The 20,549-nt window shown below is 73.5% G+C and carries 16 protein-coding genes; 5 read left to right on the top strand and 11 right to left on the bottom strand.

The window, feature by feature from the left end:
* Positions 1-4: 4 nt before the first annotated feature.
* Complete coding sequence (locus OG302_RS35290; RefSeq protein WP_371530466.1) at positions 5-1,726, top strand: DUF885 domain-containing protein; 1,722 nt, start codon at positions 5-7, stop codon at positions 1,724-1,726.
* A gap of 63 nt (positions 1,727-1,789) precedes the next feature.
* Here OG302_RS35290 and OG302_RS35285 read toward each other — a convergent pair whose 3' ends face one another.
* Positions 1,790-2,290 carry a rhodanese-like domain-containing protein gene (locus tag OG302_RS35285; protein ID WP_371750333.1) on the bottom strand — a complete coding sequence of 167 codons (501 nt, stop codon included), beginning with the start codon at positions 2,288-2,290 and terminating at the stop codon, positions 1,790-1,792.
* 121 nt (positions 2,291-2,411) lie between these two features.
* Here OG302_RS35285 and OG302_RS35280 point away from each other — a divergent pair, with 121 nt between their 5' ends.
* Positions 2,412-2,858 carry an Lrp/AsnC family transcriptional regulator gene (locus OG302_RS35280; protein WP_361840798.1) on the top strand — a complete coding sequence of 149 codons (447 nt, stop codon included), beginning with the start codon at positions 2,412-2,414 and terminating at the stop codon, positions 2,856-2,858.
* 9 nt (positions 2,859-2,867) lie between these two features.
* On the opposite strand, the gene OG302_RS35275 is transcribed toward OG302_RS35280, so the two are convergent.
* From OG302_RS35275 to OG302_RS35265, 3 genes are all read right to left on the bottom strand, one after another.
* The gene (locus OG302_RS35275; RefSeq protein ID WP_371530465.1) at positions 2,868-5,936 is read right to left on the bottom strand and encodes an AAA family ATPase; all 3,069 of its coding nucleotides are present in this window, start codon (positions 5,934-5,936) and stop codon (positions 2,868-2,870) included.
* Positions 5,933-7,096, bottom strand: a complete 1,164-nt coding sequence (locus tag OG302_RS35270; protein ID WP_371530464.1) for an exonuclease SbcCD subunit D — start codon at positions 7,094-7,096, stop codon at positions 5,933-5,935. The genes OG302_RS35275 and OG302_RS35270 overlap by 4 nt, the downstream gene beginning before the upstream one ends.
* A 134-nt stretch (positions 7,097-7,230) precedes the next feature.
* A complete protein-coding gene (locus tag OG302_RS35265; protein WP_371530463.1) occupies positions 7,231-8,361 on the bottom strand; it encodes a DUF6777 domain-containing protein in 1,131 nt (376 codons plus the stop codon).
* A gap of 263 nt (positions 8,362-8,624) precedes the next feature.
* Here OG302_RS35265 and OG302_RS35260 point away from each other — a divergent pair, with 263 nt between their 5' ends.
* Positions 8,625-9,818, top strand: a complete 1,194-nt coding sequence (locus OG302_RS35260) for a streptophobe family protein (protein WP_371750332.1) — start codon at positions 8,625-8,627, stop codon at positions 9,816-9,818.
* On the opposite strand, the gene OG302_RS35255 is transcribed toward OG302_RS35260, so the two are convergent.
* The 4 genes from OG302_RS35255 to OG302_RS35240 all read right to left on the bottom strand — a co-directional run bounded on the left by OG302_RS35255 (position 9,815) and on the right by OG302_RS35240 (position 15,381).
* Positions 9,815-10,825: a serine/threonine-protein kinase gene (locus tag OG302_RS35255; protein ID WP_371530462.1), complete on the bottom strand. Its 1,011-nt coding sequence runs from the start codon at positions 10,823-10,825 to the stop codon at positions 9,815-9,817. The genes OG302_RS35260 and OG302_RS35255 overlap by 4 nt on opposite strands.
* A gap of 11 nt (positions 10,826-10,836) precedes the next feature.
* Positions 10,837-12,261, bottom strand: coding sequence for a hypothetical protein (locus tag OG302_RS35250; RefSeq protein ID WP_371530461.1), 1,425 nt, complete (start codon positions 12,259-12,261; stop codon positions 10,837-10,839).
* Between the two features lie 59 nt (positions 12,262-12,320).
* Entirely contained in the window at positions 12,321-14,684 is a 2,364-nt protein-coding gene (locus OG302_RS35245) for an FHA domain-containing protein (RefSeq protein WP_371530460.1), read from the bottom strand.
* A 70-nt stretch (positions 14,685-14,754) separates the two neighbouring features.
* Positions 14,755-15,381: a YigZ family protein gene (locus OG302_RS35240; RefSeq protein WP_371530459.1), complete on the bottom strand. Its 627-nt coding sequence runs from the start codon at positions 15,379-15,381 to the stop codon at positions 14,755-14,757.
* Between the two features lie 73 nt (positions 15,382-15,454).
* On the opposite strand from OG302_RS35240, the gene OG302_RS35235 reads away from it, so the two are divergent.
* A complete protein-coding gene (locus OG302_RS35235; RefSeq protein ID WP_371530458.1) occupies positions 15,455-16,162 on the top strand; it encodes a 4'-phosphopantetheinyl transferase in 708 nt (235 codons plus the stop codon).
* Here OG302_RS35235 and OG302_RS35230 read toward each other — a convergent pair.
* The 3 genes from OG302_RS35230 to OG302_RS35220 all read right to left on the bottom strand — a co-directional run bounded on the left by OG302_RS35230 (position 16,137) and on the right by OG302_RS35220 (position 19,984).
* Positions 16,137-17,765, bottom strand: a complete 1,629-nt coding sequence (locus OG302_RS35230) for an amidohydrolase (protein ID WP_371530457.1) — start codon at positions 17,763-17,765, stop codon at positions 16,137-16,139. The two genes, OG302_RS35235 and OG302_RS35230, sit on opposite strands and share 26 nt — an antisense overlap.
* A gap of 17 nt (positions 17,766-17,782) precedes the next feature.
* Positions 17,783-19,234, bottom strand: a complete 1,452-nt coding sequence (locus tag OG302_RS35225) for an APC family permease (RefSeq protein WP_371530456.1) — start codon at positions 19,232-19,234, stop codon at positions 17,783-17,785.
* Positions 19,235-19,306: 72 nt separating this feature from the next.
* Positions 19,307-19,984 (bottom strand): transcriptional regulator, encoded by a 678-nt coding sequence (locus OG302_RS35220; protein ID WP_371530455.1) that lies wholly within the window; start codon positions 19,982-19,984, stop codon positions 19,307-19,309.
* A 92-nt stretch (positions 19,985-20,076) separates the two neighbouring features.
* Between OG302_RS35220 and OG302_RS35215 the strand changes: the two genes are divergently transcribed.
* Positions 20,077-20,532: a tellurite resistance TerB family protein gene (locus OG302_RS35215; protein ID WP_371530454.1), complete on the top strand. Its 456-nt coding sequence runs from the start codon at positions 20,077-20,079 to the stop codon at positions 20,530-20,532.
* The last annotated feature ends 17 nt before the right edge of the window (positions 20,533-20,549 follow it).

Here is a 20,549-nt window from a genome sequence, read left to right as displayed (position 1 = left end):
CCGCATGTCAGACACGAAGATCACGAACACGAGCGACAGCGGGAGCCCGCTGCTGCCCCGCCAGGTCGCCGACGCCTACGTCGACGAGCTGATCGCCCTCGACCCCATCAACGGCACGTACCTCGGCGTCAAGGCGAGTCACGGCAAGCTCCCGGACACCTCGCCCGCGGGCCAGGAGGCCGTCGCGGAGCTGGCCCGCACGACGCTCGCCCGGCTCGACGCGGCGGAGCGTCTGCCCGGCGCCGGCAGTGACGCCGAACGTCGGTGCGCGCGGCTGCTGCGGGAGCGGCTCACCGCCGAACTCGCCGTGCACGAGGCGGACGAGGGTCTGCGCGCGGTCGGCAATCTGCACACGATTCCGCACGCGGTGCGCGAGATCTTCACCGTGACACCGATGGAGACGGACGAGGACTGGGCGGCGATCGCCGAACGGCTGCGTGCCGTGCCCGCCGCGTACGAGGGTTACCGCGCCTCGCTCGAACTCGGCCTGGAGCGCAAGCTGTTCGCGGCTCCCCGGCCCACGGAGATCTTCATCGGACAGCTCGGGGAGTGGGCTGGCCCCGGCGGCGGCGAGGGCCGCGGCTGGTTCGAGGAGTTCGCCGCGGAGGGCCCGGAGTCGCTCCGCCCCGAGCTGGACGCCGCGGCCCGCGCCGCCACCGCTTCGGTCGTGGCGCTGCGCGACTGGATGCGGGACGTGTACGCGCCGGCGATCGAGGGCGCCCCCGACACGGTGGGCCGCGAGCGCTACGCCCGCTGGTCCCGCTACTTCAACGGCGCCGACCTGGACCTCGACGAGGCGTACGCGTACGGCTGGTCCGAGTTCCACCGGCTGCTGGGCGAGATGCGCGCCGAGGCCGAGAAGATCCTGCCCGGCGCGGAGACGCCGTGGGTGGCGCTCGCCCACCTCGACGAGCACGGCACGCACATCGAGGGCGTGGAGGAGGTGCGGGTCTGGCTCCAGGAGCTGATGGACGAGGCGATCGAGGCGCTTGACGGCACGCACTTCGAGCTCGCCGAGCGGGTACGGAAGGTGGAGTCCCGCATCGCCCCGCCGGGCGGCGCCGCGGCCCCGTACTACACGGGCCCGTCGGAGGACTTCTCGCGCCCCGGGCGGACGTGGCTGCCGACGATGGGCGACACCCGCTTCCCCGTGTACGACCTGGTCTCCACCTGGTACCACGAGGGCGTGCCCGGCCATCACCTCCAGCTGGCGCAGTGGGCGCACGTCGCGGAGAACCTCTCCCGCTACCAGGCGACCATCGGCATCGTCAGCGCCAACGCGGAGGGCTGGGCGCTGTACGCGGAGCGGCTCATGGACGAGCTCGGCTTCCTCAAGGACGCGGAGCGCAGGCTCGGTTATCTGGACGCGCAGATGATGCGGGCGCTGCGGGTCATCGTCGACATCGGTATGCACCTGGAGCTGGAGATCCCGGCGGACTCGCCGTTCCGCCCGGGCGAGCGCTGGACGCCCGACCTCGCGCAGGAGTTCTACGACGCGCACTGCAGCCGTCCCACGGATTACGTGGCGAGCGAGATGACCCGCTACCTCTCCATCCCCGGCCAGGCCATCGGCTACAAGCTGGGCGAGCGGGCCTGGCTCCTGGGGCGCGAGAACGCGCGGCGGCGGCTCGGCGAGGCGTTCGACGCGAAGGCGTGGCACATGGCCGCGCTGTCGCAGGGGTCGCTGGGGCTCGACGACCTGGTGGACGAGTTGTCGGCGCTCTAGAGCTCCCGCACCGGTCATCTGCCCCGCGGGCACGGCGCGGCCCCGCGGGGCCGCGCCCGGCTGTCAGCAGCCGCAGTCCTCCGCGTCCAGCGGGGCCGTCAGGCCGTCGGGAGTGCGCCGCTCGCTGCCCTCCCAGGTCTCGAAGCCGAAGCCCTCGCGGGCCCAGTACTCGAAGCCGCCGAGCATCTCCTTGACCTGGAAGCCCAGTTGGGCGAGGGCCAGGGCGGCGCGCGTCGCGCCGTTGCAGCCGGGGCCCCAGCAGTACGTGACGACCGGGACGGACTTGTCGAGGAGTTGCTCCGCCTGCTCGGGAATGAGCGCGGTGGGGAGGTGGATCGCGCCGGGTATGTGGCCCTGGTCCCAGGAGGCCGTCGAGCGGGAGTCGACCACGACGAAGCCGGGGTCGCCGTCGGCGGCCAGCGCCGAGGCCACGTCGGACACGTCGGCGTGGAAGGCGAGGCTCGCGCCGAAGTACGCGGCGGCGGCAGCCGGGGAGGCGGGGGCCGCCCGCAGGACGGCATTGGGGGCGCTCGCGGCGGCGTCCGGAGTGCTCGCGGCGGTCATCTGCTCTGCGTTCGTCACTGTGCTCATGACCAGAAATCTACGGGCGGAGCCGCCGGCCCAGAAGAGACGATCACCGGCGTACCTCTTGATCAGCCGGGGATTCCCCTGTTACCTCTCAGGCATGACCGGTTATTCCACGGACGCCACCGACTGGCGCATCCTCGATGTCCTCCAGCGCGAGGGCCGCGCCAGCTACGCCGAGCTGGCACGTGCCGTCGCGATGTCCCCGAGCGCCGTCACCGAACGAGTCCGCCGCCTGGAGGAGGCGGGCGTGATCCAGGGGTACGCGGCCGTGGTCGACCCGGAGCGGCTGGGCCTGCCCATCCTGGCGTTCGTGCGCCTGCGCTACCCGAACGGCAATTACAAGCCGTTCCACGACCTGGTCGAGGTGACCCCCGAGGTCCTGGAGGCGCACCACGTCACCGGCGACGACTGCTTCGTGATCAAGGTCGCCGCGCGCTCCATGGGCCACCTCGAGGAGGTCGCGGGGAAGATCGGCGCGCTGGGGTCCGTGACCACCAGCATCGTCTACTCCTCTCCCCTGCCGAGGCGCCCGCTGGGCCGCTGAACCGGGCCCTCACACCCCGCCCCGCTGCCGTACGACCGAGCCCGCGCGCCCCTTCTCGACCTCCAGCTGCGCGTGCACGCGGCGCCGCAGGTCCGCGACGTGGCTCACGATGCCGACGCTGCGGTCCCGCTCGCGCAGTGAGTCAAGGACGTCGAGGACCTCGTCGAGCGTCTGGTCGTCGAGGCTGCCGAAGCCCTCGTCGATGAAGAGCGTGTCGAGCCGTACGCCGCCCGCCTCGTCGGTGACGACGTCCGCGAGGCCCAGCGCGAGGGCGAGCGAGGCGAAGAAGGTCTCGCCGCCCGAGAGCGTGGACGTGTCGCGCTCACGGCCCGTCCACGCGTCGACGACGTGCAGTCCGAGGCCGGAACGGCCGCGTCCCGTGCGGTCGTCGGAGTGGACGAGGGTGTAGCGGCCCGACGACATGCGCCGCAGCCGTGCGGTCGCCGCCGCCGCGACCTGTTCGAGGCGGGCCGCGAGAACATAGGACTCCAGGCGCATCTTGCGGTCGTTGTCCGCCGAGGTGCCCGCGGCGAGACCCGCGAGGCGTGCCACGCGGTCGTACGCGCCGCGCAGCGGCGCGATCCGCCGGGCTCCGGCGGCCGACCGCTCGGAGAGCCGGTCGAGTTCGGCGCAGCGCCGTGTGGCCGCGTCGAGCGCGGAGGCGGCCACGCGGGCCCGCCGGTCGGCGTGCTCGGCGGCTTCCTGCGCGGCCCGCAGGTCGGCGGGCGGCTGCTGGGCGGCGGCGACCGCGTCCGGCTCGGCGAGCAGGGAACGCACCGCCGCCTCTTCGTTCTGCCACTCGTCGATACGGTGCTGCAGCTCGCGGTGGTGCGCGTCGTCGAGGAGGGCTCCGGCCGCGTCCCCCGGCGTGTCGAACCCCGCGCGGAACGCGGCGTCGGCGAGTCGCGCGTCGGCGTCCTTGAGCCGCTGGGCGGTGTCGTCGGCGACACGTGCGGCTTCCGCCGCGTCGGTCAGGAGCGCGGCCTGCCGCTCCAGCTGCGCGGCTCGGGCGGCGACGCTGCCGCTGGCGCCCCGCGCGCGGGTCAACTCGACGTCCAGGGCTGCCCGTTCGCGGTCGAGGGTGTCCCGCAGGGTGGTGCGGGAGGCGGCCCGCACGGCGGCTTCCTGCTGCCCGGCGACCCTGCGGTCGTGCTCACGCTCGGCCTGGGCGAGTGCTTCGCGTGCGGCGTGCAGACCGGAGGCGCGGCTGCGGGCCTCGGCGTGTTCGCCCCGCAACTCCTCGACCAGTGCGGCGAGTTGCTCGACCGAGGGCGCCTGCGGGGCGGTCTCCGGCTCCTCGGAGGCCGGGTCCGCGCCGGAGGATCCCAACGCGGCGGCCCCGGCCGCCGCCAACGCCTCGCGCACCTCCCCGAGGTGCCGATCCTGCCGCGTGCGCGCCTCCTCCGCCTGCTGGTAGGCGGCGAGCGCGGACTCCTCCGCGGCACGGTCGACATGACCGGCGTTCTTGGGTGCGGGCGCGGGATGTTCGGTGGCTCCGCAGACCGCGCAGGGGGCACCGTCCGTGAGGCCCGCGGCGAGTTCCGCCGCGATGCCGTTCAGGCGCTGTTCCTTGAGGGTGAGCCAGTGCCCGTGGGCCGCGGTGGCACGCTCCCGGGCCGCGAGGGCACGTTCGTGCGCGGCAGCCGCCTCCTGGGTGAGCCGGTCGCGTCGCCGAGCCGCGTCCAACCTGCTCTGCGTCGGCTCCAGTTGGCCCGCGAGATGCTCGGCGCGCGTCGCCGCCTCCTGGGCGGACTCGATGCGCTCCTGGAGCGCGGTCCGGGTCGCTTCCCACCCGTCGAGCCAGCCCGCGGCCTCGCGCAGCAGCTCGTCGTCGGCGCGCTCCTCGCGCTCCAGGGCAGCATGCTCCGTGCCGAGTTCGGCGAGGCGCTGCTCGGCGCGCCGGGCGGATTCGAGGCCGCCGAGTTCTTCGGCCGCCTTGCGCGCGGCGGCGGCGAGGCCCGACGCGCCGGAGTCCGCGAACGTGGCGGGCAGGTGTCCACGCGCGCGTGCCTCGTCGGCGGACGCGCGCCGGTGTTCCTCCTCGGTGGCCCGGCGCAGCCCGAGCGCGGGGGCGACCGTCTCGGCCTTGCGGGCGCGCTCCATACGGGTCTGCCGCTGCCGGTGCTCCTGGGCACGCTCCTGGAGGCGACCGGACCGCTCCCGCGCCTGGGCGAACCGCGTCTGCAGCCGGTCGAGTTCGCGTACGTCGTCGAGGCGGCGCGCGGCGGCGGCCTGCGCGGACTCGGCGGCCGTGAGGGCGCACCCGGCGATCGTGCGCCGTTCGCGGGCGCTGGTACGGGCGACGGCCGCCCAGGCCAGGACGGACTCGGCGAGCCCCGGATCGCCGGGCGAGAGGTCGGGCAGCGGCGACTCGGCGTCCTCAAGGACCCCCTCGGCGGCCTGCTGCATCCGGTGCGCGTCGGCGAGGAGTTCCCGGTCCCCTTCCCGCACCGCGCCTTCGGCCTCGCGCCGCTGCTCGGCGAGCCGCGCCTCGACCGCCGCGAACCTGCGCGTGTCGAAGAGCCGGCCGAGCAGTTTGCCGCGGGCCTCGGCGTCGGCCCGCAGGAAGCGCGCGAAGTCGCCCTGGGGCAGCAGCACCACCTGGCAGAACTGCTCCTTGCTCATCCCGAGGAGCTGGGTGATCTCCTCGCCGATCTCCTGGTGGGAGCGGCTGAGGTCCTTCCACGCCCCGCCCCCGTCACCGGCTTCGTGCTCCCGCAACCAGCTCTGCGCCTTCTCCATGGTCGTGCCGGTGCCGCGCTTCTTCGGGCGCTCCCATGGCGGCTGCCGGGTGACCTCCAACCGGCGTCCGGCGACGGTGAGTTCGAGGCACACCTCCGTGCGCACCCCGGGCTGCGCGTGGTCGCTGCGCAGCGTCACTCCCTGGCCGCTGCCCTGCCGGGGCCCTGGCACCGAGCCGTACAGGCCGTAGCAGACGGCGTCCAGGACGGACGTCTTGCCCGCGCCGGTCGGTCCGTGCAGCAGGAAGAGCCCGGCGGCGGAGAGGTCGTCGAAGTCGATGTCCTGGGTGGTGCCGAAGGGGCCGAACGCGGTGATCCGGAGCCGGTGCAGCCTCATCGGGCCACCTCATGCAGCGTGTCGTCGGTACGGACGGTGTCGAACGCCGCCCGCAGCACCGCCTGTTCGCGTACGTCGGGCCCCGCGCCCCGCACATGGGTCACGAAGTCCTCCGCGATCTGCTGGTCGCTGCGGCCCTTCAGGCGCTGGGCGTACGAGACGTCCGGGTCCTCGGGGGCGCGTTCCGGGTCGAAGACCAGGCTGAGGGTGTGCGGGAAGCGCTCGCAGAGGCGGGCCATGGGGTCGTCGGGGCGTACGGGGTCGGTGAGGGTGGCCTCGACCCACGCCTCCTCGTGGCGTGCGAGCTCCGGGTCGGCGAGCAGCGTGCCGAGATCTCCCCGGATCCGTGCGAGGGCCCTCGGCACCGGGCAGTCGATCCGCTCGGCCTCGATCTCCCCCGCGGCTCCGAGGTCGACGAGCCACATGGTCTTGCGGTGCGTGGACTCGGAGAACGAGTACGGCAGCGGCGAGCCGGAGTAGCGCACGCGCTCGCTGATGGCCTGGCTGCCGTGCAGGTGGCCGAGCGCCACGTAGTCGACGCCGTCGAAGACCCCGGAGGGCACGGCGGCCACCCCGCCGATCGTGATGTCCCGCTCGCTGTCGCTGGCCTCGCCGCCGGTGACGAAGGCGTGGGCGAGGACGACGGAGCGGGTGCCGGGCGTCCGGGCGGCCAGGTCGGCGCGCACCCGGTCCATGGCGGCGCCGAGCACCGCCTCGTGGCCGGCCCGCTCCACCCCGAACTCGCCCTTGACCAGGGCCGGTTCGAGATAGGGAAGGCCGTAGAACGCCACGTCCCCGTGGCCGTCGGCCAGGACCACCGGGTCCGCGCAGGCGGCGGGCGCGGTGCGCAGGTGGATGCCCGCGCGGCCGATGAGTCCGGCGCCGACGCCGAGGCGGCGTGCCGAGTCGTGGTTGCCGGAGATCATCACCGTCGGGACGCCGAGGTCCGCGAGGCGGTGCAGCGCGTCGTCGAAGAGCTCCACGGCGGCGAGCGGCGGCACCGCCCTGTCGTACACGTCCCCGGACACGACGACGGCGTCCACCTCGCGCTCACGCGCCGTGGCGACGAGGTGGCCGATGAAATCGGCCTGGGCGCCGAGCATGTTCACGCGGTGGAACGCCCGGCCCAGATGCCAGTCGGACGTGTGCAGAATTCTCAAGACGCCGCTCCGGCCCGCATGGTCGCTTTCCCCTCCTACGCTCCGGATCCAGCACCGCCCCAGCACGGGCCTCGCCGACAGCACCCACCACGCTAGCGCCTGTCGGCACCTGCTCGATCACGAACCTCGATCTGTCACGGGGAGGACTGCGGCTGCGCGGACTGCGACGCGGGCGGCTGCTCCTGTTCCGTGGACGGCGGCTGCGACGCGGACGAGGAGGCGGGCGGGGATGAGGGTTCGCCGGAGGAAGGGGATGCGGAGGAGGATGAAGGGGAGGCGGAGGAGGACTGGGAAGGCGAGGGGGAGGCGGAGGGGGAGGGCTGGTGCGCGGGCGGCCGGGTCTTCGTGTCCCCGGCGCCGGTGTCGCCCTTGTCACGTTCGAACCAGTCGCCGCTCTCGGGGTCGTACATGACGAACACGTTCACGGTCTGCGCGGCGGGTGCGACGACCACGACGTTCGAGGACCGGTAGCCGGGCCAGGCGTCGCCCGTCCGCTTCGGGGAGCTCTGCGCGACAGGGGGCAGCAGCGGATTGCCGCAGGCGCAGCGCACGCGCGGCACGCCGCGGTCGTCGACGAGTACGGCGGTCCCGGCCTGCAGGACGGCCTGATAGGCGGTGGGGGCGCCGTCGCGGTAGCCGTGGTTGGTGACGCGGGTGTCCATGCGCAGCTGTACGGGGGTGAGGGCCCGCAGATACGCGGGGACGGCGGAGGCGTCGATGTCGAGCACCGATGCGAACGCCTTGTTCTTCGCCGGGTCCTTCTTCAGGGCGCCGACCTGCTTCTCCACGTCGCAGCTGCCGACCTTGCGGGTCCCGCCGTAGAGGCCGGGAGCGGCGCCGTCGACGCCGCGCGTCACGTTGGCCGACGCCGAGGAGCTCGGCAGGGCGCTCGGGGACGGCGGTGTGGAGTCGTCCCGGGCCGTCGACTCGGTGAAGGGGTCAGGTCCTTGCTTCCCCGCGGGCTGGAGGGCGACCTCGCCGCCGGATTTCGAGGTGCCGTCGGGCCGCGTGAGGACGACGGTCAGCACCACCGCGGCCACGAGCACGAGGGAGATCGCCGCCACGCGGGGCGCCGACTTCCACCAGGGGCGGTCGGGCTTCTCCGGGCCCTCGCCGGAGCCCCCTCCGGGGCTCGCACCGCCCGGCGGGCCCGGTGAGTCCGGCGGGGGGCTCGGGGGGCCACTCGGGGGACCGCCCTGCGGGCCGGAGAGCGGGCCGGACGGGGGTCCTGTGGGGCGTCCTGACGACGGCGGTTCGGCGCTCACGAAGACTTCTTCCCTGCGTAGGGGATCCACGACGCGAAGACCGTTGACACGCACTTTCCTGCGGTCTGCACGCCTTTTTCCGTTACGCGCCTATTGTGTGTCCCGCTTCCCGGGAGCCCGCAAGCCGACGCGGTCGGCCCTCCCGAGGGGCGGACCGCCCCGGCGCTGCTTAGCGTGGCAACGTGAGCGACCAGACACGGCCCGCGCGGGCCCCCCACGGCTGGATCCACGCCTTCCTGGCCGTGCTCGCCGCGCTGGTGGCCATGGCCGTCGCCGCCGCGCTCGGCCTGTGGGCCGCCGGTGCCGCGGATCTGCCGGGCGGTGCGTTTCCCGCCGTCGTCGCGGCCGTCGTCGTGATGGCGGTCGGCGGTTCCGTCGGGCTCTCCGGCGACGCCGGGGCGATCGCCGGGGCGGACGCGGGGCTCTCGGTGCTCCCCCTCTCGGTCACCCTGGCCGGAGCGCTGGTGCTCGCCGCGGGGTTCCTCAGGCCGCTGCGGCACCGGGCGGTCGCCGGCACCAGGGAACTGGCCGGATGGGCCGCGCGGATCGCCGTGCTCTGGGTGCTGCTCCTCGTCGGCCTCGGCCTGCTGGCCCGCCACCGGTTCACGATCGGGCTCGGGGAGGGAACCGCGGCCGACATCGGCGATCTCCTGGGCGCGTCGCCCGAGGTCGGCTTCGAGACGGATGTACCGCTGACCGTCCTCTTCGGGCTGCTGTGGCTCGCGGGTGTGCTCGCCGTGGCGCTGCTGGTCTCGCGCGGGGCCCCGCTCCCGGGCCGCCTGCTGCGCTTCCAGGAGTCGGTGCGGCCCGCCGCGTACGCCATGGTGGTGCTGCTGCTCGCGTACGTGGCCCTGGGGCTCGTCATCGGAGTGATCGTGGCGGTGACCCGGGGGCATGCCGCCGAGACGCTCGCCGTGCTGCTGCTCGGGCTGCCCAACCTCGTCTGGCTCGCCTTCACCCTCGGGCTCGGCGGCTCCTGGGAGGGCCGCGTGGACGGGCCGTTCGGGCTGCCCATGCCGAAGGTCCTCGACGACGTGCTGCGCACCCCGGACGACTCCACGCTGAACCTGCACACGCTCTCCGAACACGACGGGCGGGTGTGGTGGCTCCTCGTGGTCGCGGCGGTCCTCGTCCTGGGGGCCGCGTTCCTGATGGCGGCACGCTCACCGGCCCGGATGCGGGCCTGGCAGCACGCCGTGCACATGGCGGTGGCGCTGGCCCTCACGGTGCTGGCCGTCAGTCTGCTCGCCCGTGTCTCCGCCCACTACGGCCTGTCGCTCCTGGGCATCGGGGACCTGGGCGGCGGCCTGTCGGGCCTCGTGAAGCTGGACCCGAAGCTGGGGACCGCGCTGATCCTGGCCGTGGCGTGGGGTCTGGTCACCGGTTTCATCGGCGGTCTGCTGGCGCGGCGGGTCCACCGGCGCGGTGAGGTGGAGCGGGACGGTCCACGTTCCTAGCCGGGCAGCCGCCGGAAGACGGGCCGGGCCCAGGCGGGCGGCTCCGGGGGACTGCCCGTCTCCGCCGCTGCTCCGACGACCCGGAGGTCCACCTGGGTGGGGGCATGCCCCTCGGCGCTTCCCGTGGCCGCGGCGCGCAGGGCGGCCGCGAATTCGAGGCAGGAGCCGTAGCGGTCCTCGGGGCTCTTGGCGAGGGCCTTCGCCAGGACGCCGTCGAGGGCCGCGGGGACCTCGGGGCGCGTCTCCGTGAGGCGGGGCGGCTGGTCGTACTGATGGGCCCAGAGCAGCGCCATGTCGTCGTCGCGCTGGAAGGGCGGCCCGCCGGCCATGGTCTCGTGGACGACGCAGGCGAGGCTGTAGACGTCGCACCGGCCGTCCACGGGGCGTCCCGAGATCTGCTCCGGCGCCACGTAGTCGAGGGTGCCGACGAACTGGCCCACGGTCGTGAAGCCGGTCAGCGAGAGCGACTTCTTCGTCAGACCGAAGTCCGTGAGGTAGACGTGCTCCGGGTGGTCGCTGTCCGTGCCCTTGGCCACGAGGATGTTGCCGGGTTTGACGTCGCGGTGCACCAGGCCGTGGTCGTGGGCCGCGTCCAGCGCGGAGGCGACCTGGGCGGCGATGCGAAGGGCGGCGCCAACGGGGAGCGGGCCCGAGTCGTCGAGCAGGTGCCGCAGGTCGAGCCCGGGTACGTATCGCATGGCGATGTAGAGCACCCCGTCGGTCTCGCCCGCCTCGAAGACCGGCACGATGTGCGGGTGCTCGATCGCGGCGGCCACGCGTGACTCGTGCGTGAAGCGCTGCCGAAAGGTGTCGTTGCGCGCGAGCTCGGGGGCGAGCAGCTTCAGGGCCACGGTCCGCTCCAGCCGCAGATCCTTGGCCCGGTAGACGACGGCCATCCCGCCCCGCCCGATCTCCCCCTCGACCCGGTACCCCGCGATCCGCTTCCCGACCAGGGCGGACGGCCGCCCGGAGTGAACACTCGCCCCCTCCGCCTCCTCACCCCCCATCCCATCCCCCATCACCCGTCACCGCCTCGGTCGACCGTGATGGGCGGGATACGACGGGTGGGCGCCCCGGCGGACGAATCGGGACCGAGGCCTTCGGACTGCGCGACGGGGTTCTGGGCGGGGCCTTCTCGACACACGTCCCCGGGGTCGGGCACGGACTCGACGACCTGAGTCGGCTGCGGACCTCCGGCGCCGTCCGGGACCAGGCGCCCGGCGCTCGCGGGCGGCGCCCGGTGGGTGGGGGTGCCGCCGTCCTGAGGCTCGGACGAGCTCGCTCCGGTGACCACCACCTGGGTTGCTTCCGGGCCTCCGATGCCGTCCGGAACCGGGCTCCCAGCATTCGTGGGCGACTCCCGGTGGATGGAGGCTGCGTGGGGCTCGGACGAGTTCGTTGCGGGATCCGCCGCCTGGGTCGGTTCCGGGTCTCCGGTGCCGCCGGGAATCAGGCGCCCGGCACTCGCGGCCGACTCCCGGCGGGTGAGGGCGTCGCCGTCCGCGACCTGAGCCCCGGACGGGCTCGTTGCGGGAGCCACCACCTGAGTCGGCTGCGGGCCTCCCGCCCCGTCCGGAGCCAGACCCCCGGCGCTCGCGGGCGGCTCCCGGTGCGTGGGGGTGTCGCCGTTCATGGACTGGAGCTCGGATGGACTCGTTACGGGGGCCGCCTGGCGTGGTTCCGGGCCTCCCGCCCCGTCCGGAGCCAGGCCCCCAGCGCTGGCGGCCGGCGCCCCGCGGGTGGGGGTGGCGCCGTCCCCGGCCTGGGGATCGGGCGGACTCGTCTCGGGGATCGCCTGGGTTGGCTCCGGGCCTCCCGCCCCGTCCGGAGCCGGACCCCCGGCGCTCGCGGGCGGCTCCCGGTGCTTGGGGGTGGTGGCGTCTTCGGCCTGGGGATCGGACGAGGTCGTTTCGGGGGCCGGCTGGGTTGGGTCCGGGGCTCCGGCCAGTCCTTGGACGCTCGGGGGGCCGGTCGTCGCGTACGTGCTCAGGCGGGTTCCGTCGCAGTACACCCAGCGCTCGTGTTCGGCGTCGTAGAGCCATATCGACTCGCCGTCCACGATCACGCCCGCCCGCAAGCCCCGCGTCCGGCCGCGGAAGGACTCGGCGTCGGTGTCGCCGGATGCCAGTTGCCCGGCCGCGTGACGGTAGCGGCTCAGTGCCTCCTCCGTCCTGGCGAGGAGCGGGGCCGGGTCCGCCGTGCGGGTCAGGGGGTGGCCCGCCGCGGGCGGGTCGGCCGGGACGGCGATCAGGAGGCGGCCGTCGACCCAGGCCGACCAGTCGTTCGCGCAGACGATCCTGGCCCAGTCGCCCAGCCGGTCCACCAACTGGACGGGCAGCAGCGCGTCCAGCGGCGCGGTCGGGCGGTTCACGTCCGGCGCCTCCCAGGCGGGCAGCCCGTCCTGGGGGACGACATGTGTGGGCCGGAAGTCCGCGGTTGTCATCGGTTCAGCTCCTGCTCCTCGGCTCTTCCCGACGCCCGGCGCTCAGCGTCCGGCTCCCGCTACTTCCGCATCACCGCGGGCTCATGCCGTCTCAGCAGCCTCGCGACCGCGTAACCGAACACGACCGAAAGGGCCACCAGCATGCCCATGTTGAGCAGCCACACCCCCGCGGAGTGCCGGAACAGCGGATCGGCGGTCAGCTCCCCCGGCACGATCCTGCCGAGGCCGATGGTCCCCGCCATCGCGCCCAGCGCCCAGCGCGATGGCACGAGCCACGCCAACTGCTCCACCCCGGGAACCCCGTGGAGTTTCAGGAGCGCCCCGCAGAACACCACCTGGACGATGGCAAGCAGCACGAGCAGCGGCATCGTCACCTCTTCCTTGCGCACGAGCGCCGAGACCAGGAGCCCGAGCATCATGGCCGTGAACGCCAGCAGGGCCACCGCCACGGTGATCTCGACCAGGGGTGGGAGCAGAACCCCCTCGCCACCCGGCGCGTTGAGGTCGACGCCGAGCAGCGCCACCAGGGTCAGCACGACGGCCTGCAGCACGGTGATCGTGCCGAGTACGACGACCTTGGACATCAGGTACGCGGATCTGGAGAGGCCCACGGCGCGTTCGCGCCGGTAGATGACCCGCTCCTTGACCAGTTCCCGCACGGCGTTGGCCGCGCCGGTCAGGACTCCGCCCACGCAGAGGATGAGCAGCGCGTTCATCGCCGTCTCCTGCGTCAGCCTGCTCCCGGCCAGCGCGCGGGCCATGGCGCCCATGACGAACGGCAGCGCGATCATGATCGCGAGGAACGTCCGGTCGGCGCCGAGAGCAGCCGCGTACCGCCGCACCAGCGTCCGCAGCTGGGACCCCCAGCTCTGCGCCTTGGGCGGCGGGGCGAACGCGGCGACCGGTCCCGCGCCGCCCTGCGGCAGGGGCGGCTGCGCCGAGGCGTTGACGATGTACTGCTGGTGGAACGGTGACCGCTGGTACTCCCCCGCCCAGTCCCGGTCGCGGTCCCCCTCGAAGGCCTCGAACGCCTCGGGCCACTCCTCGAAGCCGAAGAACGGGAGCGCGTCCCGCGGCGGCCCGTAGTAGGCGATCCGGCCGCCCGCGGCGAGCACGAGCAGCCGGTCGCACCCGTCGAGGCTGAGCACGCTGTGCGTGACGACGATGACCGTACGGCCGTCGTCGGCGAGACCGCGCAGCATGTGCATCACGGAGCGGTCCATGCCGGGATCGAGTCCGGACGTCGGTTCGTCGAGGAAGAGCAGGGACGGCTTCGTCAGGAGTTCGAGGGCGACGCTCACGCGCTTGCGCTGGCCGCCGGAGAGGCTGTGGATGGGCTGGTCGACGCGCTGTTCGAGACCGAGTTCGCGGATGACCTCGTCGACCCTGGCCCGGCGTTCCGCCTTCTCGGTGTCCTGGGGGAAGCGCAGTTCGGCGGCGTATCCGAGGGCCCGGCGCACGGTGAGCTGCGCGTGCAGGATGTCGTCCTGCGGCACGAGGCCGATGCGCTGCCGGAGTTCGGCGTAGTCGCGGTAGAGGTCGCGGCCGTCATAGAGGACCGTGCCGTCGTCGGCGGGGCGCAGGCCGGTGAGGGCGTTGAGGAGGGTCGACTTTCCCGCGCCGCTGGGGCCGACCACGGCGAGCAGGCACTTCTCGCCGACGGGGAAGGAGATCCGGTCGAGGAGCGTCTTGCGGCCCCGGTCGACGGCGACCGTCAGCTCCTGCACGTCGAGCGACACCTCGCCGGTGTCGACGTACTCCTGGAGCTGGTCGCCGACGAGGCAGTACGCGCGGTGGCCGACGCCGACGATGTCGCCGGACGCGACCGGGGCACGGCCTACGGGCTGGCCGTTGAGGTAGGTCCCGTTGTGGCTGCCGAGGTCGACGATCTCGTACGTGCCGTCCGCGAGGACCCGCAGTTCGGCGTGGCGGCGTGAGACGACCAGGTCGTCGATGACCAGGTCGTTGTCGGCGGCACGGCCGATGCGGACGGTACGGGAGGGCAGCGGGCGCACGGTGGTCGGCTGCCGGAAGGTGCCGGTGGCCGAGGGCGTGCGGACGGCCGAGGGCCGCTCGGGAGCGGCGGGGGCGGGCGTAGGCGGTGCGCGGCCCACGAGCACCGCGCGCGGGCCGTCCGCGACGCTGCCGAACCGCAGCACGCTGCCCGGTCCGACGCCCCGCTCCTGGACGCGCTGTCCGTCGGCGTAGGTGCCGTTCGTGCTGTGCTCGTCCTCGATCGTCCAGTGGTCGAGCTCGGCGTGCAGGACGGCGTGGTGCCAGGAGACGCGGGCGTCGTCGATGACGATGTCGCTCAGTGGATCGCGCCCGACGTGATAGTCCCGGCTCGGACTCATCACCGTGGAACCGGCGTCGGTCTCAAGGACGAGTTCGGGCGCAGTCGGCGCTACAGGCCGCTCTCCCATGCCCGAATTCTACCCATTTGCCAGCGTCTGCGCCTGCGCGCGGACGCCGAGCCCGGACGCCCACCAGGCATCAGGCGTCCCCGTACGCCTCTCCACCGAGCTCGAACACCGCACTGCCCGCGGTCGCGTCCGCCAGCCAGGCCGTGAAGCCCTCCACGTCGGCGTCGGGAAGACCGATCTCGATGGTCACCTCGTCCCCGTACCGCACATCACGCACCGCGCGCCCCGCCGACCGCAGATCGTTCTGGATCTTGCCGGCGCGCTGGTGGTCGACCGTGACCGTGGCGAGCCTGAAGCGCCTGCGGGTCAGCGTGCCGACCGCGTCGAGCGCCTCGCCGACGGCGCCTCCGTAGGCCCTGATCAGCCCGCCGGCGCCGAGCTTGACCCCTCCGTAGTAGCGGGTCACGACGGCGACGACGTACCGCATGTCGCGGCGCAGCAGCATCTGGAGCATCGGCACACCGGCGGTGCCGCCGGGCTCCCCGTCGTCGCTCGCCTTCTGGACCCCGGCATCGGCCCCGATGACGTACGCGAAGCAGTTGTGCGATGCGGACGGGTGCTCCTTGCGGATGCGCGCGACGAAGTCCTGGGCCTCCTCCTCGGTGGCCGCGGGCGCGAGGGCGCACAGGAAGCGCGAGCGGTTGATCTCGGTCTCGTGCACGGCCTCGCGGGCCACTGTGCGGTACTCGTCGTGCATCACGCCAGGGTAGGCCCCCGTTCAGGGCGCGGCCCCGGTACGGTGATCCGTTGTGACGACACCCTCGAATCCCGTGCGCCAAGTCCCCGGCGGTACCGACGTGTTGGCGTCGCTGCTCGGCGCCGCGCCCGTCATCGTCGCGGAGACCCGCGCGGACCCGGCCGATCCCTTCCTGTTTCCCGAGGAGGTGGAGGCCGTGGCGCGGGCCGTGGACAAGCGGCGCACCGAGTTCGCCACGGTCCGGCAGTGCGCACGCGCGGCCCTGGCCGAGCTCGACGTGCCGCCCGTGCCGATCCTGCCGGGGCTCAAGGGCGCGCCGCGCTGGCCCGACGGCATCGTCGGCAGCATGACGCACTGCGCGGGCTACCGTGCCGCCGTCGTGGCCCGCGCCTCCGCCGTCACGTCCCTCGGCATCGACGCGGAGCCGGCCGCTCCGCTCGCCGACGCCGACGTCCTGCGGCTGGTCTCGGACGAGACGGAACGCGCGGCCCTCGCCGAACTGGGCATCCGGCATCCGGACGTCCCCTGGGACCGGCTGCTCTTCAGCGCCAAGGAGTCCGTCTACAAGACGTGGTTCCCGCTCATGGGCAGCTGGCTCGGATTCGAGGACGCGCGGGTGGCGTTCGCCCCGGACGGCACGTTCACCGCGGCGCTCCTCGTCCCCGGTCCTGTGGTGGCGGGGCGCGAGCTCACGGGCTTCGCGGGCAACTGGCTCATACGGGACGGCATAGCGGTGACCGCCATCGTCCTGCCCCTCACTCCTCCCCCGGCCGGTACGTAGGAACTCCGCCGAGCCAGGTGCCGAGCACCCGCACCTGCCGGATGGCCATCGGGTCCACGGTGCGCGGATCCGCGGAGAGCCGGACCAGATCCGCGGGCGCCCCCGGCACGAGCGCGAGGCGGTCGTCCGCGCCCGCCTGGTGGGCGACACCGCTGGTGGCCGCGGCGAGCGCCTGCTCCACGGTGAGCCGCTGGTGCGGGGTCCAGCCGCCCTCCGGCGCCCCGTCGAACGTACGCCTGGTGACGGCGACCTGGATGCCCTCCAGCGGCTCGTACGAGCTGACGGGCCAGTCGCTGCCGAAGGAGAGCCGCGCCCCGTCGCGTGCCAACTCCCCCATCGGATACTGCCGGTCGGAGCGTTCGGCGCCGATCCGCGGCATCGACAGATCGGTCTGGAGCGGGTCGGGCTGCGCCCACAGGGGCTCGAAGTTGGCGATGACGCCGAGTGCGGCGAAGCGCGGCAGGTCGGCCGGGTCGACGAGCTGCACATGGGTGATCACCGGCCGCCGGTCCCAGGCCGCATTGGCGAGGACCGCGGCCTCCACCGCGTCGAGCGCGGCCCGTACGCCCGCGTCGCCGATGGCGTGGATGTGCGTCCGGAAGCCGTCGGCGTCGAAGGCGCACACCGCTTCGGCGAGCGCGTGCGGCTCCCACACGGGCATGCCGCAGCTGTGCGGCGCGTCCAGATAGGGGTCGAGCAGGGCGGCCGTACCGCCCTCGATCACACCGTCGCTGAAGTACTTCACCGTGCGCGCGGACAGCAGCGGGCCGCCCTCGGCGGTCACGCGCCCGCGCGTCGCGTCGAACTCCTTGCGCTGCTCGCGCCAGCGGTCGGGGTCGGCGCGCTGGGCCAGGTCGACGCGGACGCTCAGCGCGTCGTGCCGGACCGCCGCGAGATAGGCCTCCGCCATCTCCGGCTCCACCCAGGCGTCCTGTACCCAGGTGATGCCCGCTCGCGCGTACGCCCGGCCCGCGCGGCGCACGGCCTCGACCAGTTCGGCCTCCTCGCGAGCGGGCACCTGATCCAGCACCAGATCGCAGGCGTGCCACTCGCGCAGGGTGCCCATCGGTGAGCCGTCGGGGCGCCGGACGATCCAGCCGAGGCGCGGGTCGGGCGTCGAGTCCCGTACGCCGGCCCGGCGCAGCGCCTCCGTGTTGCACCACACCGTGTGGTAGTCGTGGGCGCGCAGCACGACGGGCCGTTCCGTCACCGCCGCGTCCAGCCACCGGGCGTCGAACTCGCCGTCGGGCGCGAGCGCGGGGTCGTAGGACGCGCCGACGATCCACTGCGCGCCCGGGTGCGCTTCGGCCCACCGCCCGACCTCCGCGACGATCGCGTCGACCGATGCGAGGTCCTTGATCTGCGGGCCGAAGCTCTCCAGGCCTCCGAAGAGGGGGTGGGCGTGGCCGTCCCCGAAGGCGGAAAGGAGCAACCCGTCCCCCAACTCGACGACCTCGTCCGCCACTTCGGCCAGTGCGCGGGCCTCGTCCCCGAGCGCGATGACACGTCCGTCGCGCACGGCGAGTGCCGTCGTGTCCCCGTGGATGCCGCTTCCCGTACGGACCGCCCCCAGGAAGACCCGCGTCGCCGTCTCGTCCGCCATGCTGTCCCGCCCCTCCGTCACACGCTCTCCGCGTCCACCGTCGTCAGCCGTTCGTACGCCCGCGGCGCACGCCGTCGGATCCGCAGGGCCAGCGCCGCGCCCGCCACGAACAGCACGGGCAGCGGCGCGATGAGCGCCGCGTTGACGCCGCCCGAAGCACCCGTCAGGAGATCGAGGTTGGCACACACCAAGGCGATCAGTACGGCCAGGCCGGCGCACGCGGTCAGCGGGGCCGCGACCACCCGCCAGGCGGGCATGCCCCTGCGGTCGCGCCGGAAGAACCCGTACACCGCGAGTGCGGCGACCGCCTGCATCAGCATCACGCCGAGGATGCCGGAGCCGTTGCTCCACAGGAAGGTGACGGTGTACGGATCGGCGCCGCCTGCGACGGTCACGGCGACGACGGCCAGCGCGACGGCCGACTGGGCCACGACAGCGGCTGCGGGCGCCCTCGTCCTCGGGGACACCGTGCCGAGCCCGCGCGGCAACAGGCCCTCGCGGCCCAGGGCGTAGAAGTAGCGGGCGGCGCCGTTGTGGAAGGCGAGGGTCGCGGCGAAGGCGCTGGTGATGATCAGTACGTGCATGGAGTCGGCGGCCCAGGCTCCCGCGAACCGCTCGGTGGCCGTGAAGACCATGTCGGCTCCGCCGTCCCCCTCGGCGACGGCCTGAGCACGCTCCGGCCCGTACGCGTTGATGACCGTCCACACCGTGAAGGTGTAGAAGAGCGCGAGGAAAGCCACGGCGACGTACGTGGCGCGCGGCACCGTGCGTTCCGGGTCCCGCGCCTCCTCCGCGTAGATGGCCGTCGCCTCGAAGCCGACGAACGCGCCGACGGCGAGCACGAACATGCCGCCCACTCCCGGCCCGCCGAGGTGTTCCGGCGAGAGCGTGCCGAGTTCGAATCCCCGCGGCCCGCCGCCGTGCGCGACCACTCCGGCCTCGAACACCAGCAGCACGAGCACCTCGAGGACCAGGGCGACGCCGAGGACCTTGGCGCTGAACGTGACCTTCAGATAGCCGAGGACGCCGATCGCGACGAGCCCGGCGAGCGCCCAGATCCACCAGGCGACGCGCACCCCGGTCAGGTCGTCGAACCCGGACTCGGTGAACCAGCCGAAGGCGACGAGGAGTCCGGCCTCGATGGCGTTGTACGAGTAGAGCGCGACGTACGCGGAGCCGGCTCCCACCGGGCGGCCGACCCCGCGGCCGATGTACGCGTAGAAGGCGCCCGCGTTGCGGACGAAGCGGCTCATCGCGGTGAATCCGGCCGCGAAGACGATGAGCAGCAGCCCCGACACGAGGTAGCCGAGCGGCGCCGCCCGGCCCGCCATGCCGATGGAGAGCGGGGCCACTCCGGCCATCACGGTCAGCGGCGCGGCGGCGGCCACGACGAAGAAGACGAGGTCACCGGTGCCGACGGCACCGCCGCTCAGTCCCTTGGCGGGGCGGGAGGAGGTGGGTGCGGTCACGCGGGTACTCCCGAGATCAGGTGCCCGGCGCCGGGCGGCCCTTCTCGACCCTGTGCCCGGCGTCCGATGTGGTCAGAGGCTGTGCGCCGGGTCGGCGAGCGTCTCCCAGAACATCGCCTCGTAGCGTTGCAGCAGTTTCCCGTGGCGCAGGGCGGACCCGGTCGCGTCGAGGCCCCGGTCCATGCCCGCGCGCACCGCGGCGAGCGCCTGCCGCTCCAGGTCGGGCGCGGGCTCGGCGAAGAAGGCGAAGAATCCGCAGGCCTCCTCACTGAAGCCGTAGTGCGTCGGCAGCGCTTCGGCGAGCGTCGCGCAATAGGCGCCCCAGGAGGCGAAGTTGGCGGTCAGGGCGAGGACCACGTCGGCGGGCGAGCCGTTCAGGGCGAGCCAGGCCACGTAGGCCGGATAGGCCTGGCAGCCCGCGCGCGGCTCGTACGCGTCGGCGTCGGTCTTGCCCACTCCGCACGCCTCGACCAGGGCGCCGAGCCGGTCGAGGGCGAGCATCTCGCCTTCGGCGAGGGTGCGGAAGAAGGCGGCGCACTCGGCCTCTCCCGCGTCGGCCGAGCGCTCGGCCAGGTGCAGGAAGGAGCGGCGGTCGGCCGGGATCACGGAGCGCTGCTCCAGAGCGAGAGCAGTGATCACGGAAGGGTTCGCGGTGCCGTCCGCGAGGCGCGGGACGAGCGGATTGGCCGCCGGATCGGGCGCGAGCTGCGCCACCACGCCGTCGAGCAGTTCCTGTGCGGTCCGTGTCATCGTCCGTCCTCCCTGCCTTCGGCGGAACTTCTCGGCCCGCCTGCTAGTTTCTACATTGCTGTAGAAACAAGAAACCAACGTACGGAGCTCTCATGGCCCTGTGGGACCGCGTCAAGGAATCCGCATCGACGATGCAGACCCAGCTCACGGCGAAGAAGAACGACCTCAAGAGCGGCGCCTTCCGCGACTCCAGTATGGCGATGTGCGCCCTCGTGGCGGCCGCGGACGGCACGATCGATCCGTCCGAACGGCAGCGCGTGGCCCAGCTCATCGCCACCAACGAGGTGCTGCAGAACTTTCCCGCCGACGACTTGCGGCGCCGCTTCGACGACTACCTCGACAAGCTGACCGCGGACTTCGCGTTCGGCAGGGTCAGCGTGTTGCAGGAGGTCGCCAAGGCGAAGAAGAAGCCCGCCGAGGCGCGTGCCGTGGTGCAGATCGGCATCGTCATCGGCGGCGCGGACGGCGACTTCGACGCGACGGAGCGGGCCGTCGTACGAGAGGCGTGCTTCGCGCTGGACCTGCCGCCGCACGAGTTCGACCTCTGATTGCCGGACTGCGACTC

This window comes from Streptomyces sp. NBC_01283, assembly GCF_041435335.1.
Lineage (GTDB): Bacteria > Actinomycetota > Actinomycetes > Streptomycetales > Streptomycetaceae > Streptomyces.
This window is presented reverse-complemented; position numbering and strand designations above follow the sequence as displayed.

What these genes read in the sequence shown, in the direction of transcription:
- OG302_RS35255 (WP_371530462.1), bottom strand. Translation starts at nt 10,825, where the DNA reads ATGGGGGGTGAGGAGGCGGAGGGGGCGAGTGTTCACTCCGGGCGGCCG.
- OG302_RS35245 (WP_371530460.1), bottom strand. Translation starts at nt 14,684, where the DNA reads ATGGGAGAGCGGCCTGTAGCGCCGACTGCGCCCGAACTCGTCCTTGAG.
- OG302_RS35230 (WP_371530457.1), bottom strand. Translation starts at nt 17,765, where the DNA reads ATGGCGGACGAGACGGCGACGCGGGTCTTCCTGGGGGCGGTCCGTACG.
- OG302_RS35285 (WP_371750333.1), bottom strand. Translation starts at nt 2,290, where the DNA reads ATGACCGCCGCGAGCACTCCGGACGCCGCCGCGAGCGCCCCCAATGCC.
- OG302_RS35275 (WP_371530465.1), bottom strand. Translation starts at nt 5,936, where the DNA reads ATGAGGCTGCACCGGCTCCGGATCACCGCGTTCGGCCCCTTCGGCACC.
- OG302_RS35220 (WP_371530455.1), bottom strand. Translation starts at nt 19,984, where the DNA reads ATGACACGGACCGCACAGGAACTGCTCGACGGCGTGGTGGCGCAGCTC.
- OG302_RS35250 (WP_371530461.1), bottom strand. Translation starts at nt 12,261, where the DNA reads ATGACAACCGCGGACTTCCGGCCCACACATGTCGTCCCCCAGGACGGG.
- OG302_RS35260 (WP_371750332.1), top strand. Translation starts at nt 8,625, where the DNA reads ATGGCCGTCGCCGCCGCGCTCGGCCTGTGGGCCGCCGGTGCCGCGGAT.
- OG302_RS35280 (WP_361840798.1), top strand. Translation starts at nt 2,412, where the DNA reads ATGACCGGTTATTCCACGGACGCCACCGACTGGCGCATCCTCGATGTC.
- OG302_RS35290 (WP_371530466.1), top strand. Translation starts at nt 5, where the DNA reads ATGTCAGACACGAAGATCACGAACACGAGCGACAGCGGGAGCCCGCTG.
- OG302_RS35215 (WP_371530454.1), top strand. Translation starts at nt 20,077, where the DNA reads ATGGCCCTGTGGGACCGCGTCAAGGAATCCGCATCGACGATGCAGACC.
- OG302_RS35240 (WP_371530459.1), bottom strand. Translation starts at nt 15,381, where the DNA reads ATGCACGACGAGTACCGCACAGTGGCCCGCGAGGCCGTGCACGAGACC.